Source organism: Streptomyces sp. NPDC016309 (assembly GCF_043077235.1).
In the GTDB taxonomy this organism is placed as follows: Bacteria; Actinomycetota; Actinomycetes; order Streptomycetales; family Streptomycetaceae; genus Streptomyces.
On sequence record NZ_JBIBSG010000002.1, the window covers coordinates 212,453 to 234,432 of the forward strand.

Below are 21,980 nucleotides of genomic sequence, written 5' to 3' on the forward strand. Positions count from 1 at the left end.
GCACAGCCTCCCTTGAGGCTTCGCGACCGGACCGGGTGGCTGAGCGGATGACGAGGCGGGGAGGTTCGCCTGTGGGAGGCACGCAGGCATCCGCCTCGAAGGTCTACACGGACCTGAACGGGGCCATCGGATCGGCCAGGGACTTCACCGCTGCGTTCCTGCTGGCGAACAAGGGCGACGGGGCGTCGATACGGCCCCGCGCGGTGGACGACGCCCGGCTCGTGGTGAGCGAGCTCGTCACCAACGTCGTCCGGCACGCCGGCGGGCCCTGCCGGGTCGAGCTCGACCTCAACGGCGGGATGCTGGAGATCGCGGTGTCCGACGGGTACGAGGTGGCTCCGGTCGCCCACGCACCCGACCCGGGCAGGGTCGGGCAGCACGGCCTGGAGATCGTGCTCGCGCTGTGCGTGAGCGTGGACGTGGAGCCCCTCTCGACGGGCAAGCGCGTCCGGGCCTGCCTCGTGATGGAGTGACGTACCCCCTGATTTTCGGCCGGTCCAGACAGTTGCGGTGCTGAGGAGGAAGCAGACATGGAGCGCTCCGGGGTGCAGGTGGGGGTCGAGGTGCGTCCGGGCGGCGTGGGGGTCGTGACCATCGGTGGCGAGCTCGACTACGAGGGCGTGGCCCACCTGGACGAGGCGGTCGACCGTGCCCGGGAGCAGGGCGTCCACTGCCTGCTGCTCGACCTGTCCGGCCTGACGTTCATGGACTCCTCCGGGGTCAACGCCTTCCTCCGGGTCCAGCGCGACACCCACGCCCGGGGCGGCTGGGTCCGGCTGGTCAACCCGCAGCCCTCGGTGCTCAGAGTCATCGAACTGGTGGGCCTCGGCGAGGCGATCCCGCTGTACCCCACCGTCGGCGACGCCCTCGCCGCCTGACCCGGCGCCCACCGCGGAGGCGGTGGCGTGGAACGGGCCCGACAGGGCATGCGGAGCTTCGTCAGTGTCCCCGCGACCCGCGGCCGTCCAGGCATCCCCGGGAGCCGCGGGTTCCCCCGGAGCTGGAGCCCACATGACTGTCACCGACCCCATGAGACCCGGCGCCCCGGTCGCGCGCATGACCGTGACCGAACGGAAGCAGCGCCTGCGCCGGCGCCTCGAACGGCTGATCGGAGCCGCCGCCACCGAGGGGAACCAGCTCCTCCGCCTGCGCAACGGCGACGAGATCTTCCCCGCCATGCTGCGCGCCATCCGGGGCGCCGAGCACACCATCGACATGATGACTTTCGTCTACTGGCGGGGCGAGATCGCGCGTGAGTTCGCCGCGGCCCTCGCCGAGCGCGCCCGGGCGGGAGTGCGCGTACGCCTCCTCCTCGACGGCTTCGGCGCCCGGCAGATCGAGAACACCCTGCTCGACGACATGGAGAGTGCCGGCGTCCGCGTGGCCTGGTTCCGCAAGCCGCTGTGGCTCTCACCGCTCAAGCAGAACCACCGGTGCCACCGCAAGGCATTGATCGTCGACGAGCACACGGCGTTCACGGGCGGCGTCGGCATCGCCGAGGAATGGTGCGGCGACGCCCGCAACCCCGACGAGTGGCGGGACACCCACGTCCAGGTCCGCGGCCCGGCCGTCGACGGGATAGCCGCCGCGTTCGCCCAGAACTGGGCCGAGTGCCACACCGAGCTGTTCGACGCCCGGGACCGCTTCACCGAACACTCCCAGCACGGTGACGCGATCGTGCAGGTGGTGCGGGGCTCCGCCAGCATCGGCTGGCAGGACATGCAGACGCTCATCCGCGTCATGCTCGACTCGGCGCAGGAGCGCTTCCGTCTCGCCACCGCCTACTTCGCCCCCGACGCGTACTTCGTCGACCTGCTCTGCGCCACGGCCCGACGCGGGGTCACCGTCCAGATCCTGCTCCCCGGTGAGTACACCGACCAGCGGGCCTGCCGGCTCGCCGGGCAGCGCCACTACGGTGCGCTGCTCGAGGCCGGCGTCGAGATCCGCGAGTACCGGCCGACCATGATGCACGCCAAGATCATCACGGTGGACGGGATCGCCTCCCTGATCGGATCCACCAATTTCAACCGGCGCTCCATGGACCACGACGAGGAAGTGATGCTCGCCGTCCTGGACGAGGCCTTCACCGCCACCCTCGACGGCGACTTCGACGAGGACGTGGACCGCAGCCGTGCGGTCAGCCTCACCCGCTGGCGCCACCGCTCCCCCCTCCACCGCGTTCTCGAGGCGGCGGTCACCCCCATCCGGCGCTTCCTCTGAACCTCCCCCGAACCGCCCCCGGCCCGGCCCCCGAACCGTCCCCGTCGTGTCCGCGGAAGACGCCGTAAAAAATGTGTGCATGAGATGCTTAGGACGGGGTAAGCGCCGATCTGCGGCCGACTACCAGGCCTTTTTCGATGATGTGTTCGTGTGGGAGGGGACAGGGCGATGACGACTGCCGTGGCATGGGGAACGGACACGCGGGCCGGTGTCGCCGAACTGCCCGAGATCGAGGCACCGGAGAATCTCGCGCCCAAGGACGCCCGCGCCCTGTCCAGAATGTTCTTCGACAAGCTGGCGGTCCTCGAGGAGGGCACCCCGGAGTACCAGTACGCCCGGAACACCCTCATCGAGATGAACATGTCGCTGGTCCGCTACGCCGCGGGCCGGTTCCGCAGCCGCGGCGACCAGATGGAAGACATCGTCCAGGTGGGCATGATCGGACTGATCAAGGCGATCGACCGGTTCGAGCTCTCCAGGGAGGTCGAGTTCCCCACCTTCGCCGTGCCGTACATCGTCGGCGAGATCAAGCGGTTCTTCCGCGACACCTCCTGGGCGGTGCACGTGCCGCGCCGGCTCCAGGAGGCGCGCGTCGAACTCGCCAAGGCGACCGACGAGCTCAGCACCCGGCTCGGCCGCGCTCCCAAGGTCAGCGAGCTGGCCGCCCTGATGAGCCTCACCGAGGACGAGGTCATCGAGGCCCGGCTGGCCTCCAACGGATACAACTCGACCTCACTGGACGCCGCCATCAACAGCGGCGACGAGGACGACGCGGCCCTCGCCGACTTCATCGGCACCGAGGACCCGGGCATGGAACTCGTCGAGAACTTCCAGTCCCTGGCGCCCCTCATCCACCAGCTCGACGAGCGCGACCGCTCCATCCTGCACCTGCGGTTCGTCGAGGAGCTCACCCAGGCGCAGATCGGCGAGCACCTCGGCGTCTCCCAGATGCACGTCTCCCGCCTCCTCACCCGCATCCTCGGGCGCCTGCGCGCCGGGATGCTCACGGTGGACTGACCCCGAACCCCCACCGACACCCACGCGGGCCGGCCCGCACCGCCGCGCCGGCCCGCGGTCGTGCCACCGGGCCTTCCGGTACCGTTCGGCGACGCGGACGGCCACGACCGTGGCGACCGCGCCCACGGCCACGACCGCGGCGGCACAGGCAGGCGGAAGGACCCATGGGAACGGTCGTACACGTCCCGCAGACCCGGGACATGGTCGGCGAGGAACTGTCCGGCGACGAGGCGTTCGCCGCCCTGCGGCGCTACGGCGGGCGCAAGCTGCTCATCGACTCCTTCGCGCGCTTCCGCTACGCGGACGGGTTCAGCTTCGCCCGCAGCCTCGGGTACCAGGTCGTCCTCGGCATCGTGCCGTTCACCATCGCCCTGGTCGGCATCGCCACCACCATGCACACCGAGAGCATCGGACGGGCCATCGAACTGGCCCTGGCCGGGATCGTGCCCGGCGTCAGCGGCGACGTGGTGCGCCAGGTGCTCAGCGACACCCGGCGCAGCGCCGGCGGGGACACGGCCGGCGCCGTGGCCATGTGGATGGGCCTGGTCTTCGCCGTGGTCAACCTCGCCTCCGCCATGGGCCAGGTGGAACGCGGCTGCAACCGCATCTACGGCATCGAGCGCGACCGGCCCTTCGCCGTGAAGTACGGCAGGGGAATGCTGCTCGCCCTGTTCGCCGGACTCCCGCTGGGCGGCGGGTTCCTCGCCATCGTCGCGGGGCGGGACATCGGACGGGCCGTGGTGCGGGCGGCACACTGGCCGCCGTCGCTGCTCACCTGGTGGGACCACCTCCACCTGCCGGTCGGGGTCGTCCTCGCCGCGCTCGCCTCGGCCGTCGTCTTCCGCTGGGCGCCACGCCGCGACCAGCCGGGCTACACCTGGCTCGTCTTCGGCTCGTGCGTCCACCTGCTGCTGTGGGTCGGCGCCACCGTGCTCCTCGCGCTGTACATCAACACCAGCGGTTCGTTCGGAGCCGTCTACGGTCCCTTGAGCGCCTTCGTCGCCCTGCTGCTGTGGGCGAACGTGACCGGCGCGGCGCTGTTCCTCGGGATCGCGTTCGCCGCCCAGCTCGAAGCGGCCCGGGCCGGCATCACCCGGCCCGTCCACCCCGACCCCGGCCCCGGCCGCTGAACGGGGCGGCCACGGGGGCCGCCCCCGGGACGCCCGCCGGCCGGTCACGGGGCGGCTCAGGCGGTCTCCACGGACTCCACCGTCGCCGGGGCACCGCCGTCCGTACCCGCCGCCGCCTCGCCGTCCTCGAGGGCGAGGCGGAAGCCGTTCAGGCCGGTGGCGAGTGCGGCGCGTTGTGCGGGTGGCATGGCGGAGATGACGTCGAGCAGGGCGGTCTGGCGGCGGGCGCGGAGGTCCTTGAGGTAGCTTTCGCCGCGGCTGGAGAGGCGTAGTTCGAGTTCGCGGCGGCTGGCGGTGCTGGGGGAGCGTTCGATGAAGCCGAGGGCGTCGAGGCGGTCGCACATCCTGCTGATGGAGGAGGGTGCGGAGCCGAGGTCGTCTCCCAGGGTGCGCAGGTTGATGGGCCGGTCGCGGTCCAGGATGTAGAGCACGCGTAGCTGTGAGGAGGAGACGGGGGCGGGCGAGGTCATGTCCCGGCCCTTGTTCCACAGCACTTCGAGCAGCTCGATGACTTCCCGCGCGGCGTGGGCGGCGGCATCCCGGTCGGCACCTGGAGAAGTCTCGGAATGCATGTCATCAACTGTGACACTTCGCAACGGCCTTGTCAGGGGCTGGGACACGTGACCCTCCTTGGTACCGCTGATCGACAACCTCGACGTACGACTCGTCCGTGGCACCGCGGGACGCTTCCGAGCCGCGGGCCAGCCTATGCCCCCGTCGCGGGGCCCCCGGGGGCTTGCCGCCCCGGGGCACGCGGGGCGCGGCGAGCACCGGGACGGGGACACGACGGCCGTCAGGACTGGAGCAGCCGGCCGATGTCCTGCGGGTCCAGGCCCGTGAGCAGGGCGATGCGTTGCGCCGGCACACCGGCCGTGAAGGCCCGGTGCACCAGGGCCTCCCAGTCCTGCGTCGTCTCCCGGAACTCCAGGAGCTCGGTCTCCATCTCGGTGACCGTCTGCGGCGCGCACTCCTGGCGGACCCGCGTCTCCTCCTCCTCGCTCAGCGGTACGGGAAGGCGCTCGGCGTCCTCGGGGATGAAGACCTCCGCGTCGGCGGGCAGCACCCGGAGCTGCTCCGAGGCGGCGGGCACCTCGTGGGCCTGGAGCCAGGCGCGTACGGCCGGTGTCTCGGCGCACTCCAGCGGGCCGACGGCCGCCAGGGCGGCACCCAGCCGGGGGCGCCGGTCGGGGAGCAGGAACAGGTACGCGTCATCGGCCATCGGGTGCATCGCCTTCTTCCGTCGGTCCTGAACAGGGGGCGTCGCCGCCACCGGCTCCGTATGCCCCGGCACACGGAGCCGACGCGTCAGACGACCTGGATACCGATGAGACAGGTGTCGTCGTCGGTGTCCGACTTGCTGTGCGTGAGCAGACCGTCCAGCCGCTGCTCGAGGGTGGTGGTCGGTATACGGGCGTTGGTGAGCAACTGGGCCAGGGAGTCCTGGACCGACTCGTCCCGGCGCTCCACCAGTCCGTCGGTGTACATCAGCAGGGTGTCGCCCGGCGACATCTGGAGTTCCTCCTCCTCGTAGGAGGTCTCCGCCAGGGCGCCGAGGAGTATGCCGCTGACGGTGCGCAGCGTGGTGGCCTTCTGGCCCCGGATCAGCACCGGCGGGAGGTGCCCCGCCCGGGCCCAGCGCAACGTGCCCTTGTGCGGGTCGTACAGACCGCAGACGGCCGTGGCGGTGACGGGCTCGGTCAGGTAGTGGGCCACGATGTTCAGCCAGGACAGAAGCTGCCCGGGGCCCGCACCGGTGACGGCCAGACCGCGCATGGCGTTGCGCAGCACCACCATGCTCGTGGCGGCCTCTATCCCGTGCCCCGCCACGTCCCCCACGCACAGCATGACCTGCTTGGAGGGCAGGACGACGGCGTCGTACCAGTCCCCGCCCACCATGGACTCGGACTCGGCGGGCCGGTAGCGCACGGCGATCTGGAGGCCCGGACTGTCCAGCGGCGCCTGGGTCGGGGGCATGATCGCGTGCTGCAACTGGAGCGTGAGCCGGTTGCGTTCGGCGGCCTGCTGCTCGGTGTGGGCGAGCTGGTCGCGGGTCGCCGCCAGCGCCACCTCGGTCCAGTGCTGCGCGGAGATGTCCTGGTAGGCGCCCCGGACCGCCAGCAGCCTGTGGTCGGCGTCCAGGACCGGCTCGGCGATCACCCGGATGTGCCGGGTCACCCCGTCCGGGCGCTGGAGGCGGAAGGCGGCCGACGCCGGCCGGCGGTGGTGCAGCACCGCCCGCAGGAAGCGCCCGATGGACACCGCGTCGTCCGGGTGCGCGTGCGCGGCGAGCTCCGCCAGGGGCACGGGCCGCGTGGTGTAGGGGAGGCCGTACAGGTCGAAGAGCTGGTCGTTCCAGACGATCTGGCCGGTGGCCACGTTCTCCTCGAAACCGCCGATCCGGCCCAGCCGCTGGGCGTGCTGGAGGAGGTTCGCCAGCCGTGCCGCCTCGTCCTCCACGCGCCAGATGAGCAGGACGCTGCTGCCGTGCCGGCTGGCGCTGATGTCGACGACGGCGCTCAGGGGAACCTGGTCGACCAGGGCGGTCAGCGTCATCCGCTGGGCCCGGAACGGCTCACCGGTGGCGTAGACGCGCTCGATCTTCTCGAACAGCTCGCTGCCGCCCATGGCCATGGGGTACGCCTCCAGCAGCAGCGCCCCGTGCACCGCGTTGCGGGGACGGCCGGCCGGATCGACGAAGTGGTCGTTGACGTGGTGGATGCGGAAGTCGGCGAGCTGGCCCTCGGGGGTCAGGAAGGGGACCAGGACCAGCGCCGGGTCGTACAGCCCTTCCACCAGGTCCACCAGCTCGGTCAGGTCCGGCATGCCCGTCCAGGCGTCCGCCGACGGCGGGGCCACCGTGCCGGGCCGGCCCTCCAGGGTGTGGGCGCAGAGCTCGGCGAGCGCCTCGATCTGCCGCACGATCTGCGGCGGCTGCGGCTCCAGGGGGCCGGGCCAGCAGATCTCCAGGATCCCGTGGATCCGGCCACCGGTTCCCGCGGGGACGGCGATGCGCCCGCCGCCGGGGTTGCGCGTCCAGCCGATGGACGGCGGGCCCGCCGCGGACAGGGAGGCCGCGCGGACCGCCTGCCGCCGGCTCAGGGCCTGACGGGCCAGGGTGGCCACGCCCGGCGGTACGTACCGCCAGCGGCCCGCCTCGTCGGCCGGGAACCCGGCGTACCCGGCCAGGGTCAGCGACGCGTCGGAGCCGACCGTCCACACGGCGACCGCGACGGCGCCCAGCGGGGTCAGCGCGTGGGCGAGCAGCGATTCGGCCACCGCCTGGGTGTCCCCGGCCGCCAGGGCGCCGCTCTCGGCCGTGCGCAGCCGTACGCCCACCGAGGCGCCGTCCTCCTCGTCGGTGTCCGCCTCGCCGCTCGTCCTGCGGACGAAGCCGGTGGCGATCTCGGTGACGTGGTCCCGGGCCGCCTGGTTGACGATGTCCGCCGCGAGTTCCAGCTGCGAGACGCCCGACTCGTCCGCCAGCGCGGCCAGTTGCTGGGCGGCCACCGTGGGGCCGCAGCGGAGCCGCTCGATGAGCACGCCCTTGGCCAGCTCGATCAGGGCACGGCCGTCGGCCGCCGCCTGCGCCGCCAGGATCTCGCCGCGCAGCCGCTCCACGGTCGCGGCCAGTCTGCCGACTCCCTGCGCCTCTCCGCCGGGGACGGCCGGTGCCGTCGGTTCCGCACCGGCCTGGACCGGGACGTGCGGGGAGGGCCGGCCCGGCGGGAGGCCGGGCGTCGGCGACTCGTCCTCCTGGACGGGTCGCCCGGGATACTCAGGAGTGCTCACGGTGTTGCTGACTCCTCGGTCGGCAAGGACGGGGGACGGCGCGGGGACGCGGGCCCGGCCAGGGCCCGCGTCGTGGTACCTCAGGCGGGCAGCCACCGCCCGATGCAGGCGATGAGGTCGTTGGCGTCCACCGGCTTGGTGACGTAGTCGCTCGCCCCCGAGGCCAGGCTCTTCTCCCGGTCGCCCGGCATGGCCTTGGCCGTCACCGCGATGATCGGGAGCTGGGCGTAGGCCGGGTCCTCCCGGATCGCCAGGGTCGCGGCGTAACCGTCCATCTCGGGCATCATCACATCCATCAGGATCAGATCGACCTCGGGGTGCTCGCGCAGTGCCTCGATCCCCTTGCGGCCGTTCTCGGCGTGCAGCACCTCGATGCCGTGCAGCTCCAGGATGCCGCTGATCGCGAACAGGTTGCGGGCGTCGTCGTCCACCACCAGTACGGTACGCCCGGTGAGGGTGCCGTCGACGGGCTGGGAGGACTGCTGGCGTGTCTCGTCGGCGCGCACCAGCGGCAGGACGTCCCCCGGTTCCTCCGCCGACAGGTGCAGCGCGATGCGTTCGCGCAGCTCGTCGAGGCTGGAGATCAGCTCCAGCGGCCGGGTGGCCGACCGGGACTCCAGCTTCTCCTCCTGCGCCCGCTCCAGGCGGCGGCTGTTGTGCGCCAGGACCGGCACGGTCGTCACCGCCGGGTCGCCGTCCATGGCGTCCAGGAACTGCGTGGCCGCGTCCTTGGGCATGTCCAGCTCCAGGACGACGCAGTGGAACGGGCCGGCGGCCAGGCTCTCCGCCGCCTCCTGCGCGCCCACCGCGCTGATCACCTCGATGTCCGACGTGCGCTTGGCGAGGTCGCCGTTGCCGGACAGGTCGGACACCGCGCTCTCGGCCACCAGGGACAGCAGGCCCCTGTTGCGCTCCTCGACGACCAGGAGGCGCCGCTTCTGCCGTGGCACGGGCGTCGGGCGGACCGGTGCCGCGCCGCTGTCGGCGGACTCGGCCGCCCCGGCCGCCGCCTCCAGGGCGGGGCTGCCCGCCGTGCTGGTGCTGACCTCCCAGTCGCCCCGCGCCACCGGCAGGTAGAGGGTGAAGGTGCTGCCCCGGCCCAGGGTGCTCTCCGCGGTCACCGCGCCACCGAGGAGGTGGGCGATCTCCCGGCTGATGGAGAGCCCCAGTCCGGTGCCGCCGTACTTGCGGCTGGTGGTGCCGTCGGACTGCTGGAAGGCGCCGAAGATGGCCTCCAGGTGCTGCTCGGGGATGCCGATGCCGGTGTCCTTGACACGGAACGCCATCACCGGCCCGCCCCGGTGGACCGACGGCGGCAGCTCGCCTTCCGCGGCCATCTCGATGCGCAGCTCGACGCTGCCCCGCTCGGTGAACTTGACCGCGTTGGACAGCAGGTTGCGCAGCACCTGCCGCAGCCGCGAGTCGTCGGTCATCACATCGGTCATCACACCCGGAGCGGTGCTGATGGTGAAGTCGAGGTTCTTCTGCGTGGTCATCGGCCGGAACGTCGCCTCGACGTAGTCGAGGAGCTGCCGCAGCGCCACGACCTCCGGGTTGATGTCCATCTTGCCGGCCTCGACCTTGGACAGGTCCAGGATGTCGTTGATGAGCTGGAGCAGGTCGGACCCGGCCGAGTGGATGATGCCCGCGTACTCGACCTGCTTGGGGGTCAGGTTGCGGGTCGGGTTCTGCGCCAGCAACTGGGCGAGGATGAGCAGGCTGTTCAGCGGGGTGCGCAGCTCGTGGCTCATGTTGGCCAGGAACTCCGACTTGTACTTGGAGGCGAGGGACAACTGCTGGGCGCGCGCCTCCAGTTCCTGCCGGGCCTGCTCGATCTCCAGGTTCTTGGTCTCGATGTCGCGGTTCTGGGCGGCCAGCAGCGCCGCCTTCTCCTCCAGCTCCGCGTTGGACCGCTGGAGCTCCTCCTGCTGCACCTGGAGTTCCTCGGAACGGGCCTGGAGCTCGGCGGTCAGGCGCTGAGACTCGTCCAGCAGCTCGTCGGTGCGGGCGTTGGCGACGATGGTGTTGACGTTGACGCCCAGCGTCTCCATGAGCTGTTCGAGGAAGTCCCGGTGCACCGGGGTGAAGGTGGTGAACGACGCCAGCTCGATGACGCCGAGGACCTGGTCCTCCACGACGATCGGCAGGATGATCAGGCTGGCCGGGGCGGACTCGCCGAGTCCGGAGGACACGCTGACGTAGTCGCCCGGCAGCTCGTCGACGGCGATCGTACGGCGGCTGCGCGCGGCCTGGCCGACCAGGGACTCGCCGAGTCTGAAGCGGGCGTGGCCGGCGAAGTCGACGGGACGGCCGTAGGAGCCGACGAGCGTCAGCTCCGTCCCCTCCTGGGCCTCCTCGGCGAGGTAGAAGGCGCCGTACTGGGCCGACACCAGCGGCGTCAGCTCGTCCATCACCAGCTCGGCGACCACGGCGAGGTCCCGGTGGCCCTGCATCAGACCGGAGATGCGGGCGAGGTTGGACTTGAGCCAGTCCTGCTCCTGGTTGGCCAGGGTGGTCTCGCGCAGTGACTCCACCATGGAGTTGATGTTGTCCTTGAGCTCGGCGACCTCGCCGGAGGCGTCGACGGTGATGGAGCGGGTCAGGTCGCCCTCCGCCACCGCGCTGGCCACCTCGGCGATGGCCCGCACCTGCCGGGTCAGGTTGCCCGCGAGTTCGTTGACGTTCTCCGTCAGGCGCTTCCACGTGCCCGACACGCCCTCGACCTCCGCCTGCCCGCCGAGCCGGCCCTCACTGCCCACCTCGCGTGCCACACGGGTGACCTCGGCGGCGAAGGCGGAGAGCTGGTCGACCATCGTGTTGATGGTCGTCTTCAGCTCCAGGATCTCGCCCCGGGCGTCGACGTCGATCTTCTTCGACAGGTCGCCGTTGGCGACGGCGGTGGTGACGAGGGCGATGTTGCGCACCTGATTGGTCAGGTTGTTCGCCATCGAGTTGACGTTGTCGGTGAGGTCCTTCCAGGTGCCCGCCACGTTGGGCACGCGCGCCTGGCCGCCGAGCATGCCCTCGGTGCCCACCTCGCGGGCCACACGGGTGACCTCGTCGGCGAACGCGGAGAGCGTGTCCACCATGGTGTTGATCACCCCGGCGAGCGCGGCGACCTCACCCTTCGCCTCGACGGTGATCTTCTGCGACAGGTCACCCCGGGCCACCGCGGTGGCCACCTGGGCGATGGACCGCACCTGTCCCGTCAGGTTGGAGGCCATGACGTTGACGTTGTCGGTGAGGTCCTTCCACGTGCCCGACACGCCCCGGACGGTCGCCTGCCCGCCGAGGTTGCCCTCGGTGCCCACCTCGCGGGCGACGCGGGTGACCTCGTCGGCGAAGGCGGAGAGCTGGTCGACCATCGTGTTGATGGTCTCCTTCAGCTCCAGGATCTCGCCCCGGGCGTCGACACGGATCTTCTGCGACAGGTCTCCCTGTGCCACCGCGGTGGTCACCTCGGCGATGGAACGCACCTGGGCCGTCAGGTTGTCGCCCATGACGTTCACCGACTCGGTGAGGTCCTTCCAGGTGCCCGAGACGCCCTTGACGTCGGCCTGCCCGCCGAGCCGCCCCTCGGTGCCGACCTCGCGGGCGACGCGGGTGACCTCGTCGGCGAAGGCGGAGAGCTGGTCGACCATCGTGTTGATGGTGTTCTTCAGTTCCAGGATCTCGCCGCGGGCCGTGACGGTGATCTTCTGGGAGAGGTCGCCCTTGGCCACCGCGGTCGCCACCTGGGCGATCGAGCGCACCTGGGCGGTGAGGTTGCCGGCCATGAAGTTCACCGAGTCGGTGAGGTCCCGCCAGGTGCCGGAGACCCCCTTGACGTCGGCCTGGCCACCGAGGATCCCCTCGGTGCCCACTTCCCTCGCCATACGGGTGACTTCGTCGGCGAACGACGACAACTGGTCGACCATCGTGTTGATGGTGTTCTTCAGTTCCAGGATCTCGCCGCGCGCGTTGACGGTGATCTTCTGCGACAGGTCGCCCTTGGCCACCGCCGTGGTGACCTGGGCGATGTTGCGGACCTGGTCGGTGAGGTTGCCGGCCATGAAGTTCACCGAGTCGGTGAGGTCCCGCCACACGCCGCCGACGCCGGGCACCTCGGCCTGGCCGCCCAGCCGGCCCTCGCTGCCGACCTCGCGGGCGACGCGGGTGACCTCGTCGGCGAAGGCGGAGAGCTGGTCGACCATCGTGTTGACGGTGTCCTTCAGTTCCAGGATCTCGCCGCGCGCGTCCACGTCGATCTTCTGCGACAGGTCGCCCTTGGCCACCGCCGTCGCCACCTGGGCGATGTCGCGGACCTGGGTCGTGAGGTTGCCCGCCATGGCGTTCACCGAATCGGTGAGGTCCGCCCAGGTGCCCGACACGCCCGGCACCACCGCCTGGCCGCCGAGGGTCCCCTCGGTACCCACCTCCCGGGCCACACGGGTCACCTCGGAGGTGAACAGCGACAACTGGTCGACCATGCCGTTGAAGACGGTGGCGATCTCGCCGATCAGCCCGTCTTCCTCATCGGGAAGCCTGGTGCCGAAATCCCCGTCGCGCACCGCCGTGAGACCCGCCAGCAACTGCCGGAGTTCCGTCTCACCCACCTTGCCGCCCCCTCGGGAGGGCCGTGACCGCGGCACGGCACGTGCACCTTCGACCGCCGTCTCAGCCATGACCAACCTCGTTCCGCTCAGATCCCGCGACGAAAAGACCGAACCGGCGCACACCCAGGATCGAGGGAGCGCGCCGTCATACCATTCTTTCGACACTTAACCATTGCCGTACGACAAATACGCCGCAGGCTAACCCACGTGGCATCACGAGAGCAATCGGGGCCCAAGGCGCACTTCCCGCCAGTCCCGGCCGAATCCGGCGGCCCCGGGGGCAGGCGCCGCGGCCCCCGCGGCCCGTGCGGGGGCGCATGACCGTCCGGCGCCCGGGAAGAAGCGCGGCCAGGAGTGAAGCACACCACCTGAGCATGCCCCACAGCGGGCCGCACCAAGGGAGCCGTATGTCCGAAAGCCTCTGGGAGTACCCGTCCGTCCTCCGCCACATCGACCCCGCACAGCTCGAGGGCTACGAGGTGGAGGCGACCGACGGGAGCATCGGCAAGGTCGACAGGCACTCCGGTGCGGCCGGATCCGCCTGCCTGGTGGTCGACACCGGTCCGTGGATCTTCGGCAGGCGCGTGCTGCTGCCCGCCGGCACGGTGACCGAGATCGACCTCGAAGAGCACATCGTACGTGTGGACCGCACCCGCGAGCAGATCGACAACGCCCCCGGGTTCGACCCGGCCGAGCACCTCGGGAACCCGGAGTACCGCCGACTGCTCGGCGGCTACTACGGCACCCCCGCCATGTGAGGGGCGGTCACCCGGGAGGGTGGTCCACCGGGCCGTGACGCCCGGCACCGCCCTGCCTCCAGGGCGGTGCCGGGCCGCCCTGGAGGCAGGCCACGGCGTTCCGGTCGGCGGACCCCGACGGCGCCGGCCCGGGCGGGGCGCCGGCTCGGTGGCGAAATGGTGGGTATGCACCGGAACGGCGACGTCGAGTGCGCGGAGCGGGTGCCGGTGGGGCCACCGTGGCGGACGGGCGGGGGTGCGGGTGAACGCAAGGTGACGCGAAGAAACAGTTGCCGTTTGACAACTATGCGCCGCAGGAAACACTCTTGCCTCGTGCGAGTCGCTCTGCGTGCTCCGTCGATGACCGCGCGCCCGAGAACCGAAGGCAGGTGACTGTGTACCCGGCGACATGCCGACCGCTTCCAGTGGTCATGCGGACTCGGCCGTGCCGTCCTCGTCCGTGCCGTCGGATCTCTCCGTGGTGTCCTCGAGGGCGAGGCGGAAGCCGTTCAGGCCGGTGGCGAGTGCGGCGCGTTGTGCGGGTGGCATGGCGGAGATGACGTCGAGCAGGGCGGTCTGGCGGCGGGCGCGGAGGTCTTTGAGGTAGCTTTCGCCGCGGCTGGAGAGGCGTAGTTCGAGTTCGCGGCGGCTGGCGGTGCTGGGGGAGCGTTCGATGAAGCCGAGGGCGTCGAGGCGGTCGCACATCCTGCTGATGGAGGAGGGTGCGGAGCCGAGGTCGTCTCCCAGGGTGCGCAGGTTGATGGGCCGGTCGCGGTCCAGGATGTAGAGCACGCGTAGCTGTGAGGAGGAGACGGGGGCGGGTGAGGTCATGTCCCGGCCCTTGTTCCACAGCACTTCGAGCAGCTCGATGACTTCCCGCGCGGCGTGGGCGGCGGCATCCCGGTCGGCACCTGGAGAAGTCTCGGAATGCATGTCATCAACTGTGACACTTTGCAACGGCCTTGTCAGTCGCTGGGACATAAGAGGCCATCCACTCCTTCTACTCTTTCTTCCCGAACAGGTGGTAATCGAACGGTGGACAGATTCTCGGCTGTGGAACGCGCGCTGCGCGGGGCCCCGCCCCACGCTCTCCTGGAAGCAGTACGGGACGCGCTCATCACCCACTACACGGCCGTCTCCGTCGACCTGCTCATGGCCGATTACGCGATGACCATACTGCAACCGGTCAATGCCCTCCCTGTCACCACCGAGCCCGTTCCCGTCCACGCCAGCGCTCCCGGACGCGCCTTCGGCTCCCAGCGGCCGCACGTGGAGAAGCGCGTCCCCGGCGCCGACGTGATCGCCCACCTCCCCGTCAGTGTGCGCGGCGACCGCATCGGCGTGCTCACGGTCCGCCTCCCCGAGGACGCGTACACCACCGCCACCGAGCGGGAGCTGCACGACATCGCCGAGGTCCTCGGGCACGAGATCGTGGTGGCGGAGCGCGACACCGACCTGTACCTCCAGGCCCGCCGCGCCAGCCGGCTGACCCTCGCCGCCGAGATGCAGTGGCAGCTCCTGCCCGGCCGCTCCTGCTCCCGCCCCGAGTACGAGATCGGCGCCCAGCTCGAACCGGCCTACGCGATCTACGGCGACAACTTCGACTGGTCCGCCTCCGCCGACCATCTCACCCTCACCGTCACCAACGGCATGGGCGAGGGCATCGAGGCGGCCATCCTGACCAGTCTCGCCATCAACGCGCTGCGCAACGCCCGCCGCGCCGGCCTGTCGCTCGCCGACCAGGCGTTCCTCGCGGACCAGGCCATCTACGGTCACTACCACGGAGCCGCGCACCTCTCCGTCCTCCTGCTCCGCTTCGACCTCGCGACCGGGCAGGCCGAGATCGTGGACGCCGGATCGCCGAAGATGTGGCGGCTGAGGCAGGGCAAGGCGGAGCCCGTCGCCCTCGAGGCCCAGCTCCCGCTCGGCATGTTCGAGGACACCAACTACGCGCCCCAGTCCTTCAGCGTGCAGCCGGGCGACCGCCTGTTCTTCCTCAGCGACGGGGTGTACGACGTCGCCTCACCGGCCGGCGAGCGCTACAGCGAGCAGGCCCTCACCCGGGCGATGGCCGCGACCCGGCTGCTCCCGCCCTCCCAGGTGCCCCGCGCGGTGCTCCAGGAGCTCGCCGGACACCGCGGGTCCATCGACGCCGATGACGACGCCATGGTCGTCTGCCTCGACTGGCACGGCCGCCACTAGCCCGCGGCCCGGCCGGACCCCCTCCCCGGCCGGGCTCGGGGAAGGCGGCCCGGAGGCGGGGCGGCCCGGCGCCCACCGGAGCGGCCCGGCGCCTACCAGGGCAGGAAGACGTGCACCTCTTTGCCGTCCTCCTGGAGCAGTACGCTGACCTCGCCCAGCGCCTGGACGATCAGCCAGCCCAGCCCGCCGGGCTTCCCGGCCGAGCTGCGCGGCACCGGCCTCGGCGGCTCCGGGTTGCCGTCCCGGACCATCACGTGGACCCCGTCGAAGGTGCGCCGCACCCGCAGGGCGAAGGGCCCCGGAGCGTACTGGACGGCGTTGGCCGCCAGCTCCGTGACCACCAGCATCACGTCGTCCCTGCTGTCGGCCTCCGTGGGTGGATCGGAGCACCCGAGGGTGTCCAGGAAGAGACCCGCCGCCAGCCGTGCGTCCGTGACATTGCCGATGTCCCCGTCGAAACGTGCGCTCAGGCCCTCGGCGACGTCGCCGTGCACTCCGTTCCAGTCGTCCTTGAGTGGTCCGGAAACCATCCTTGACCTCCCGCCTGTCCGTCTGGTGTGAATTGTCCGCCTTCCCGGTCGCCGGTGATCTACTCACCGGCGATCGCCGCCTCACGCGACCGGCCGACCCGCCCCGCCCCACCGCTACCGGGAACCACCGGCGGCGGGGCGTCGAGCGGCCGATCACGGGTATCCGCGCCGGTGACCTTCAGTCGTCCCACCGACCCGGAGCGCCGATGAACCTCGTCCATGCCGTTCCCACCCTGATGCTCGCCGCCGCCTTCCTCACCCTGGCGGCGATCATCGCCTCCCTCTGCTCCGCGAGCGGCCCCCGCGGGCGCGCCGGGGCCGGGGCGACGGACCGGCGCGGTGCCGTCCCGGGCGGTCACCGGCGGGACCGGCCGAAGGCCGCCGGGACGGGCATGCGGCGCCCCGCCGGTTCTGGTCGGTGACCGCGGGCGGCCCCGGGCCGCCCGGCCTAGACTGAGGCAGGTGGAGCCCCTACCGTCGCCCCAGGGAAACACCGTGCAGGACGTGGACAGGCTCACCGCCGTCGACCGGGCCCTGCGGGCCGCCGCGCCGCACACGCTCCTCGAAGTCGTCACGACCGCCCTGACCCGGGAGTACGGGGCCGACCGCGTCGACCTCAGGCTCGCGGACTACGGGGTGCGGTCCCTGCAAGCCGTCGAACGGGTGCCGTGGGCCAGCGAACCGGTCGCCATCCACAACAGCCCGGAAGGCCGCGCCTTCGGCTCCCAGGAGCCGGTGGTCGTCGCCGACGAGGCGACCGGCGCGACCGACGTGCACCTGCCGGTCACCATCCGCGGCGACCGGCTGGGTGTCCTGTCGGTGCGGCTGCCGGCCGGCCGGCCCGTCACGGAGGTGCTGCCGGAGATACAGCACATCGGCGAGGCGCTCGGCCACGAGATCCTGGTCGCCGAACGGGACACCGACCTCTACGTCCTGGCCCGGCGCGCCGCCCGTCTCACCCTCGCCGCCGAGATGCAGTGGCAGCTCCTGCCCGGCCGTGCCTGTTCCCGCACGGAGTTCACCATCGGGGCACACCTGGAACCGGCGTACGCGATACTCGGCGACAACTACGACTGGTCCATCTCCGCCGACCACCTGACCCTCACCGTCACCAACGGGATGGGCGAGGGCATCGACGCGGCCCTGCTGACCAACCTCGCCGTCAACGCGCTGCGCAACGCCCGTCGCGCCGGCCTCGACCTCGCCGGCCAGGCCGCCCTGGCGGACCAGGCGGTCTACGCCCAGTACCGCGGCCGCTCCTATGTGTCGGTGCTCCTCCTGCGCTTCGCGCTCGAAACGGGACAGGTCGAGGTGGTCGACGCGGGATCACCCCGGGCCTGGCAACTGCGCGGAGGCGTGGTGGAACCCCTCCACTTCGAGGCCCAGTTGCCCCTCGGCATGTTCGAGGACACCCAGTACCGGCCGGAGTTCTTCACCGCGGAACCCGGTGACAGGCTGCTGTTCGCCAGCGACGGCGTCTACACGACCCCCTCGGCCACGACCGGGGAGGCGTACGGGGAGCAGGTCCTGGCTCGGGCGCTGAGCGCCGCCCGCCTGCTGCCTCCCACCCAGGTGCCGGCCGCGATGATGCGCGAACTCACCGCCCACCACGGCGACAACCCGCTGGACGACGACGCGCTGGTCATCTGCCTGGACTGGCACGGGCGTCCCGCCCAGGCCTGACCGGTCGCTAGCGGGCTCCGGTCCTCCGCCAGGCGGGCCGGGCGAGGTTGGTCCAGGCCCGCAGCACCCATTCGACCGGCCCGTACGGATGGCGGGCGAGCCACCACCGGCAGGCCACCGCCTGGACGGTGAACAGCGCGACGGCGACGCCCGCGACGCCCGCGGGCGGCACACGGCCGACGAGCCCGGCTCCGTATCCGGTGAACAGCAGGGCGCACACCAGTGACTGTGTCAGGTAGTTGGTGAGCGTCATCCGCCCGGCCGGTGCCAGCGCGGCGGTCACGGTACGGGCGCGGGGGCCGTGGGCGAGGCGCAGGACGGTGGCCGCGTACGCGGCGGCCAGCAGCGGCGCGGTGACCACGTCGACGCCCACGGCGAGGAGGTGGTAGGCGCTCCCGGGGCGGGTCGAGGCGGCGTGGGCGTAGACCGCGCCGCCGCCCAGTCCCACGGTGAAGCCCCAGACCTGGAGGCGTTTCAGCACCCGGGTGTGCGGGGCGATGCCGTCCAGCGCCCGGTGCTTGCCCGCGGCCAGGCCGAGGAGGAAGGCGGCGAGCGCCGCCGGCGCCTGGAAGAACACCAGCATGAGCACGACGTCCGGCAACTGCTCCAGGTGGGCCGCGACGACCGAGGCGGCGTCCCCGCGCAGGGCGTCGGTGGCCGCGGCTCCCTCGGCCGCCGCCGCGGCCCGGTCCGGGCCGCCGCCACCGGCCGCGCGCAGGGCCATCGCGAGCAGCGCGAAGGCGGCGGCGGTGACGGTGAGCAGCGCCACCGCGAGACGTACGGCCGTACGCGGTGCGATGCGCCGGAGCGCCAGCAGGACCAGGCCGAGGACGGCGTAGGTGGTGAGGATGTCGCCGGGGAACAGCAGCACGGCGTGGGCGACGCCCAGGAGGAACAGCCCGGCCAGGCGGCGGAGGAAGCGGGGGGCGAACCGCGCCCGGGCCCGCGCGGCGGACGCCAGTTGCAGGGTGAAGCCGTAGCCGAACAGGAACGAGAACAGCAGGAAGAACTTGGCCTCGAAGAACATCGCCACCAGTGCGCGTACCGCGTGGTCGACGGGGCCGTCGAAGCCGGGGTCCTCCACACCGGTGCCGTGGTGGGCGGAGGCGAGGTAGGTGATGTTCACGATCAGGATGCCGAAGAGGGCGAAGCCGCGCAGCGCGTCCACCGCGGCCAGGCGCCCGGTGGCCGTCCCCGGGGCGCCGGCCGGGGGAGCGGTGCCGGTGGTGCTGGTCATGCCGCCCCCTTCCGGACGCCCAGGCGCGCGACGTACCCGGACTGGTCGGCGAGGAACCCGTCGGTGTACAGCTTCCTGGGTGCGAGGACGGCGGTCAGCGTCAGACGCCACTCGGACCCCTCCACGTCGTGGTCCACCAGGGAGTGGGTGGCGCCGGGGTAGCGGGCGACCCGGAGGGAGGCGGCCGGCAGGACCCGGCGGTAGACGGCCTCGGTCTCGGCGACGTCCACGTTGACGTCGTGGCCGGCCAGCACCAGCAGGACGGGTGTGCCGCGCATGGCCCGCAGGTCCGCAGTGGCGTCCGACGTGAAGTTCCGGGCGATGAAGGACCATCGCGCGGCTGTCATCCCGTCCCCGTCGCCGACCGTGTCCCGGTACTCGGCGAAGGGCGCGCCCCGTTCGAGCAGGCGCAAGGTGGTCTCCCGGCGGCGCAGCGCCGCTCGTGCCTCACGGGGCGTGGCGCCGTCGCGCCGCAGCTCGGCGAGGAGGTTGTACCGGCCCTGGCGCAGCCAGTTGACCGCCGGGGAGACGGCGATGACGAACTGGAGGCGCGGGTCGCGCGCGGCGACCTTGGGCAGCACCCAGCCGGCCTGGCTGGCGCCCCACAGCCCGACCCGCCGCCCGTCGATGTCCGGGCGGCTCCGCGCCCAGGCCACCGCGGCCAGCGTCTCCGACGCCCGGTCCGCCATGCTCTGGTCCAGCCAGTCGCCCTCGGAACCGCCGGTACCGGGCTTGCTGAACGACAGCGAGGCGTACCCGGCCCGGGCGAAGGACTCCCACATCGGGCGGTAGAACGTGTCGTGCGTGGCGTCGACCGGTCCGTCCCCGTGGACGAAGACGACCACGCCGAACGGCCCGTCACCCGTCTCGGGAAGGGCGAGCACGCCCTGGAGCAGTTTCCCCGCGTGCCGCAGCGACACCTTCTCCTCCCGTAGCGCGTAGGTGTTCTGCCACACCGTCACCCCGGCGAGCCCGGCGGTCACCACCAGGGCGGCCACCACCGCCCGCACCGTCCAGCGCCACCGGCGTCGTTCGGGCATCCGCAGTCGCACCGACATCCCCACCCCTCAAATCGTTCGTGTTTGAAACGCTCGTTGTCAGCATGAACGTATTACACTCGACCATGCAAGGGCGATCCGCGCAAGGGCGCCCGTGGAGAAGGCGGAAGGGGAGGAGCGGCATGGTGTCGACGGAGGGCAGGAGGCCGGCGGCGGTACGCAGGGGCGTGCCCGAGGGTGAGGAGGAGCGGGTGGCGGCGCTGTACTGGGAGGCGTTCGGCCGCAAGCTCGCCCCCGCCCTCGATCCGCCCGAGGTGGGGCGCCGGTTCATCGCGGACCACCTGCGGCACGACCGGGGCGTGACCGCCCTCGTCGGGGGCCGGGTGGTCGGAGTGGCGGGATACCGGCTCGGTGACCGGGCGCTGACCGGCGGCGGCGTGAAGGACGTGCTGTCGGCCTACGGCCTGTTCCGCGGCCTGCCCCGCCTCGCGGTCCTCGCCCTGTTCGAGCGGACGCCCGCCGAGGGCGAACTGGTGATGGACGGCATCGCTGTGGACGCCGCGCACCGCGGCGGCGGCATCGGCGGTCTGCTCCTGGAGGAGATCGCGGCGGTCGCGGCCGACCACGGCTGCCGCCGCGTCCGGCTGGACGTCATCGACGTCAACCCCCGGGCCAAAGCGCTGTACGAACGGCACGGGTTCACCACCGTCCGTACCGAGCGGACCCCGTACTTGCGCGGCCTGATGGGGTTCGGCGCGGTCGCGACGATGCACCGCCCGGTCACCGGAGCGGACGCCTCCGCGACGGGAGGGTCCCGGTGAACGCCCGCCCCACCACCCCGCGGACCACCGCGCCGGGCGGTTCGGACGCCGCCGCGCCGGGCGGCCCGGACGCCGCCGCCCCGGGTGCCGCCGACCCGGCCGGCGGTCCGGAGATCCCCACGCGACTGCTGGTGCACGCCCTGGTCCGCGAGGACGGCACCGTCGACGCCGGCGAGCTCTACACCGTCGCCGGGCTGCTGGGCATGACGGACCAGCAGGTCAGACTGTGCGTCAAGCGCCTCGTCGGCGAGGGTCGATTCACCCAGGAGGGCCGTGGCCGCAAGGCCGTCCTCCGTGCCGTCGCCGACGTCACCGGGGCCCTGGCGCCGGACGCCGCGTACGTCCGCCACGCCTACCGGCAGGACGCCGGGCTCGCCCCGTGGGACGGAACCTGGCACCTGTTCGCCTTCGCCGTCCCCGAATCCCGCCGCGCCGCGCGCGACGCCCTGCGCGAGCACCTCCTCCACCTCGGTGCCGCCCCCATCCAGAGCGGGCTGTACGTCACCGCCCACGCCGTCACCGAACTCGTCCGGGCCCACGCCGCCCACCTCGGCGTCCTCGACTCGCTGAGCTGCCTCAGCAGTACCGACCTGCGGATCGGCGACACCGCCGAACCGCGAGCACTGGCGGCCGCCCTGTGGCCACTCGACGAGATCGCCGACCGGCACACCCGTCTGGCGGCCTTCGCCGAGACCCGCCTCGCCCGGCTGACCCGGGGCCCGGAACCCTCGGACGCGGAACGGCTCACCTTCACCGTGGAGCTGGCCGCCCACTTCACCACGGCGATGACCCCCGACCCCCTCCTCCCTCCCGAACTGCTGCCCACGCCCTGGCCCGGCAGCCGGGCCCGCCGTCTCACCGCCGAGTGCTGGCGCCGCCTCCGTACCCCCCGACCGGCCGACGAGGCCCCTGCCTTGCGCCTGTTCGCGCTGTACGCCGACGCCCTGGACACCTGACACAACACAACGCAACGCGGCGCGGCACACGCCACACCACGCGGCGCAACGCAACACGACGCAAC

General features: G+C 72.0%; 19 protein-coding genes. 11 read left to right on the forward strand and 8 right to left on the reverse strand.

Annotated features, from left to right (window positions below; translation table 11 throughout):
* The first annotated feature begins 71 nt into the window (after positions 1–71).
* The 5 genes from ACF068_RS05565 (at position 72) to ACF068_RS05585 (ending at position 4,367) form a co-directional block, all read left to right on the forward strand.
* The gene (locus tag ACF068_RS05565) at positions 72–473 is read left to right on the forward strand and encodes an ATP-binding protein (RefSeq protein WP_392272853.1); all 402 of its coding nucleotides are present in this window, start codon (positions 72–74) and stop codon (positions 471–473) included.
* 57 nt (positions 474–530) lie between these two features.
* Positions 531–878 carry an STAS domain-containing protein gene (locus ACF068_RS05570; protein WP_392272854.1) on the forward strand — a complete coding sequence of 116 codons (348 nt, stop codon included), beginning with the start codon at positions 531–533 and terminating at the stop codon, positions 876–878.
* Positions 879–1,011: 133 nt separating this feature from the next.
* Positions 1,012–2,220, forward strand: coding sequence for a phosphatidylserine/phosphatidylglycerophosphate/cardiolipin synthase family protein (locus ACF068_RS05575; protein ID WP_392272855.1), 1,209 nt, complete (start codon positions 1,012–1,014; stop codon positions 2,218–2,220).
* 168 nt (positions 2,221–2,388) lie between these two features.
* Complete coding sequence (locus tag ACF068_RS05580; RefSeq protein ID WP_392272856.1) at positions 2,389–3,237, forward strand: RNA polymerase sigma factor SigF; 849 nt, start codon at positions 2,389–2,391, stop codon at positions 3,235–3,237.
* A gap of 164 nt (positions 3,238–3,401) precedes the next feature.
* Positions 3,402–4,367 (forward strand): YihY/virulence factor BrkB family protein, encoded by a 966-nt coding sequence (locus tag ACF068_RS05585; protein ID WP_392272857.1) that lies wholly within the window; start codon positions 3,402–3,404, stop codon positions 4,365–4,367.
* 56 nt (positions 4,368–4,423) lie between these two features.
* Here ACF068_RS05585 and ACF068_RS05590 read toward each other — a convergent pair whose 3' ends face one another.
* From ACF068_RS05590 to ACF068_RS05605, 4 genes are all read right to left on the reverse strand, one after another.
* Positions 4,424–4,939 (reverse strand): MarR family winged helix-turn-helix transcriptional regulator, encoded by a 516-nt coding sequence (locus ACF068_RS05590; protein ID WP_392272858.1) that lies wholly within the window; start codon positions 4,937–4,939, stop codon positions 4,424–4,426.
* 221 nt (positions 4,940–5,160) lie between these two features.
* Positions 5,161–5,586 carry a DUF6003 family protein gene (locus ACF068_RS05595; RefSeq protein ID WP_392272859.1) on the reverse strand — a complete coding sequence of 142 codons (426 nt, stop codon included), beginning with the start codon at positions 5,584–5,586 and terminating at the stop codon, positions 5,161–5,163.
* 86 nt (positions 5,587–5,672) lie between these two features.
* Complete coding sequence (locus ACF068_RS05600) at positions 5,673–8,156, reverse strand: GAF domain-containing SpoIIE family protein phosphatase (RefSeq protein WP_392272860.1); 2,484 nt, start codon at positions 8,154–8,156, stop codon at positions 5,673–5,675.
* A gap of 80 nt (positions 8,157–8,236) precedes the next feature.
* Positions 8,237–12,751, reverse strand: a complete 4,515-nt coding sequence (locus ACF068_RS05605) for a HAMP domain-containing protein (protein WP_392272861.1) — start codon at positions 12,749–12,751, stop codon at positions 8,237–8,239.
* A 407-nt stretch (positions 12,752–13,158) separates the two neighbouring features.
* On the opposite strand from ACF068_RS05605, the gene ACF068_RS05610 reads away from it, so the two are divergent.
* A complete protein-coding gene (locus tag ACF068_RS05610) occupies positions 13,159–13,509 on the forward strand; it encodes a PRC-barrel domain-containing protein (protein WP_392272862.1) in 351 nt (116 codons plus the stop codon).
* A gap of 408 nt (positions 13,510–13,917) precedes the next feature.
* On the opposite strand, the gene ACF068_RS05615 is transcribed toward ACF068_RS05610, so the two are convergent.
* On the reverse strand, positions 13,918–14,421 hold the full coding sequence (locus tag ACF068_RS05615; RefSeq protein WP_392272863.1) for a MarR family winged helix-turn-helix transcriptional regulator: 504 nt from the start codon (positions 14,419–14,421) through the stop codon (positions 13,918–13,920).
* A gap of 102 nt (positions 14,422–14,523) precedes the next feature.
* Here ACF068_RS05615 and ACF068_RS05620 point away from each other — a divergent pair, with 102 nt between their 5' ends.
* The gene (locus ACF068_RS05620; RefSeq protein WP_392272864.1) at positions 14,524–15,690 is read left to right on the forward strand and encodes a PP2C family protein-serine/threonine phosphatase; all 1,167 of its coding nucleotides are present in this window, start codon (positions 14,524–14,526) and stop codon (positions 15,688–15,690) included.
* Positions 15,691–15,782: 92 nt separating this feature from the next.
* On the opposite strand, the gene ACF068_RS05625 is transcribed toward ACF068_RS05620, so the two are convergent.
* A complete protein-coding gene (locus ACF068_RS05625) occupies positions 15,783–16,220 on the reverse strand; it encodes an ATP-binding protein (RefSeq protein ID WP_392272865.1) in 438 nt (145 codons plus the stop codon).
* Positions 16,221–16,426: 206 nt separating this feature from the next.
* On the opposite strand from ACF068_RS05625, the gene ACF068_RS05630 reads away from it, so the two are divergent.
* Entirely contained in the window at positions 16,427–16,642 is a 216-nt protein-coding gene (locus ACF068_RS05630) for a hypothetical protein (protein WP_392272866.1), read from the forward strand.
* Between the two features lie 82 nt (positions 16,643–16,724).
* A complete protein-coding gene (locus tag ACF068_RS05635) occupies positions 16,725–17,903 on the forward strand; it encodes a PP2C family protein-serine/threonine phosphatase (RefSeq protein ID WP_392273267.1) in 1,179 nt (392 codons plus the stop codon).
* A 7-nt stretch (positions 17,904–17,910) separates the two neighbouring features.
* Here ACF068_RS05635 and ACF068_RS05640 read toward each other — a convergent pair whose 3' ends face one another.
* Both ACF068_RS05640 and ACF068_RS05645 read right to left on the reverse strand, forming a co-directional pair.
* Entirely contained in the window at positions 17,911–19,140 is a 1,230-nt protein-coding gene (locus ACF068_RS05640) for a DUF418 domain-containing protein (RefSeq protein WP_392272867.1), read from the reverse strand.
* Positions 19,137–20,198 (reverse strand): alpha/beta hydrolase family protein, encoded by a 1,062-nt coding sequence (locus tag ACF068_RS05645; RefSeq protein WP_392272868.1) that lies wholly within the window; start codon positions 20,196–20,198, stop codon positions 19,137–19,139. Before ACF068_RS05645 ends, ACF068_RS05640 begins: the two co-directional genes overlap by 4 nt.
* Before the next feature lie 122 nt (positions 20,199–20,320).
* On the opposite strand from ACF068_RS05645, the gene ACF068_RS05650 reads away from it, so the two are divergent.
* Positions 20,321–20,959, forward strand: coding sequence for a GNAT family N-acetyltransferase (locus ACF068_RS05650; RefSeq protein WP_392272869.1), 639 nt, complete (start codon positions 20,321–20,323; stop codon positions 20,957–20,959).
* A 125-nt stretch (positions 20,960–21,084) separates the two neighbouring features.
* Positions 21,085–21,915, forward strand: coding sequence for a PaaX family transcriptional regulator C-terminal domain-containing protein (locus ACF068_RS05655; protein WP_392273268.1), 831 nt, complete (start codon positions 21,085–21,087; stop codon positions 21,913–21,915).
* Positions 21,916–21,980 lie beyond the last annotated feature (65 nt).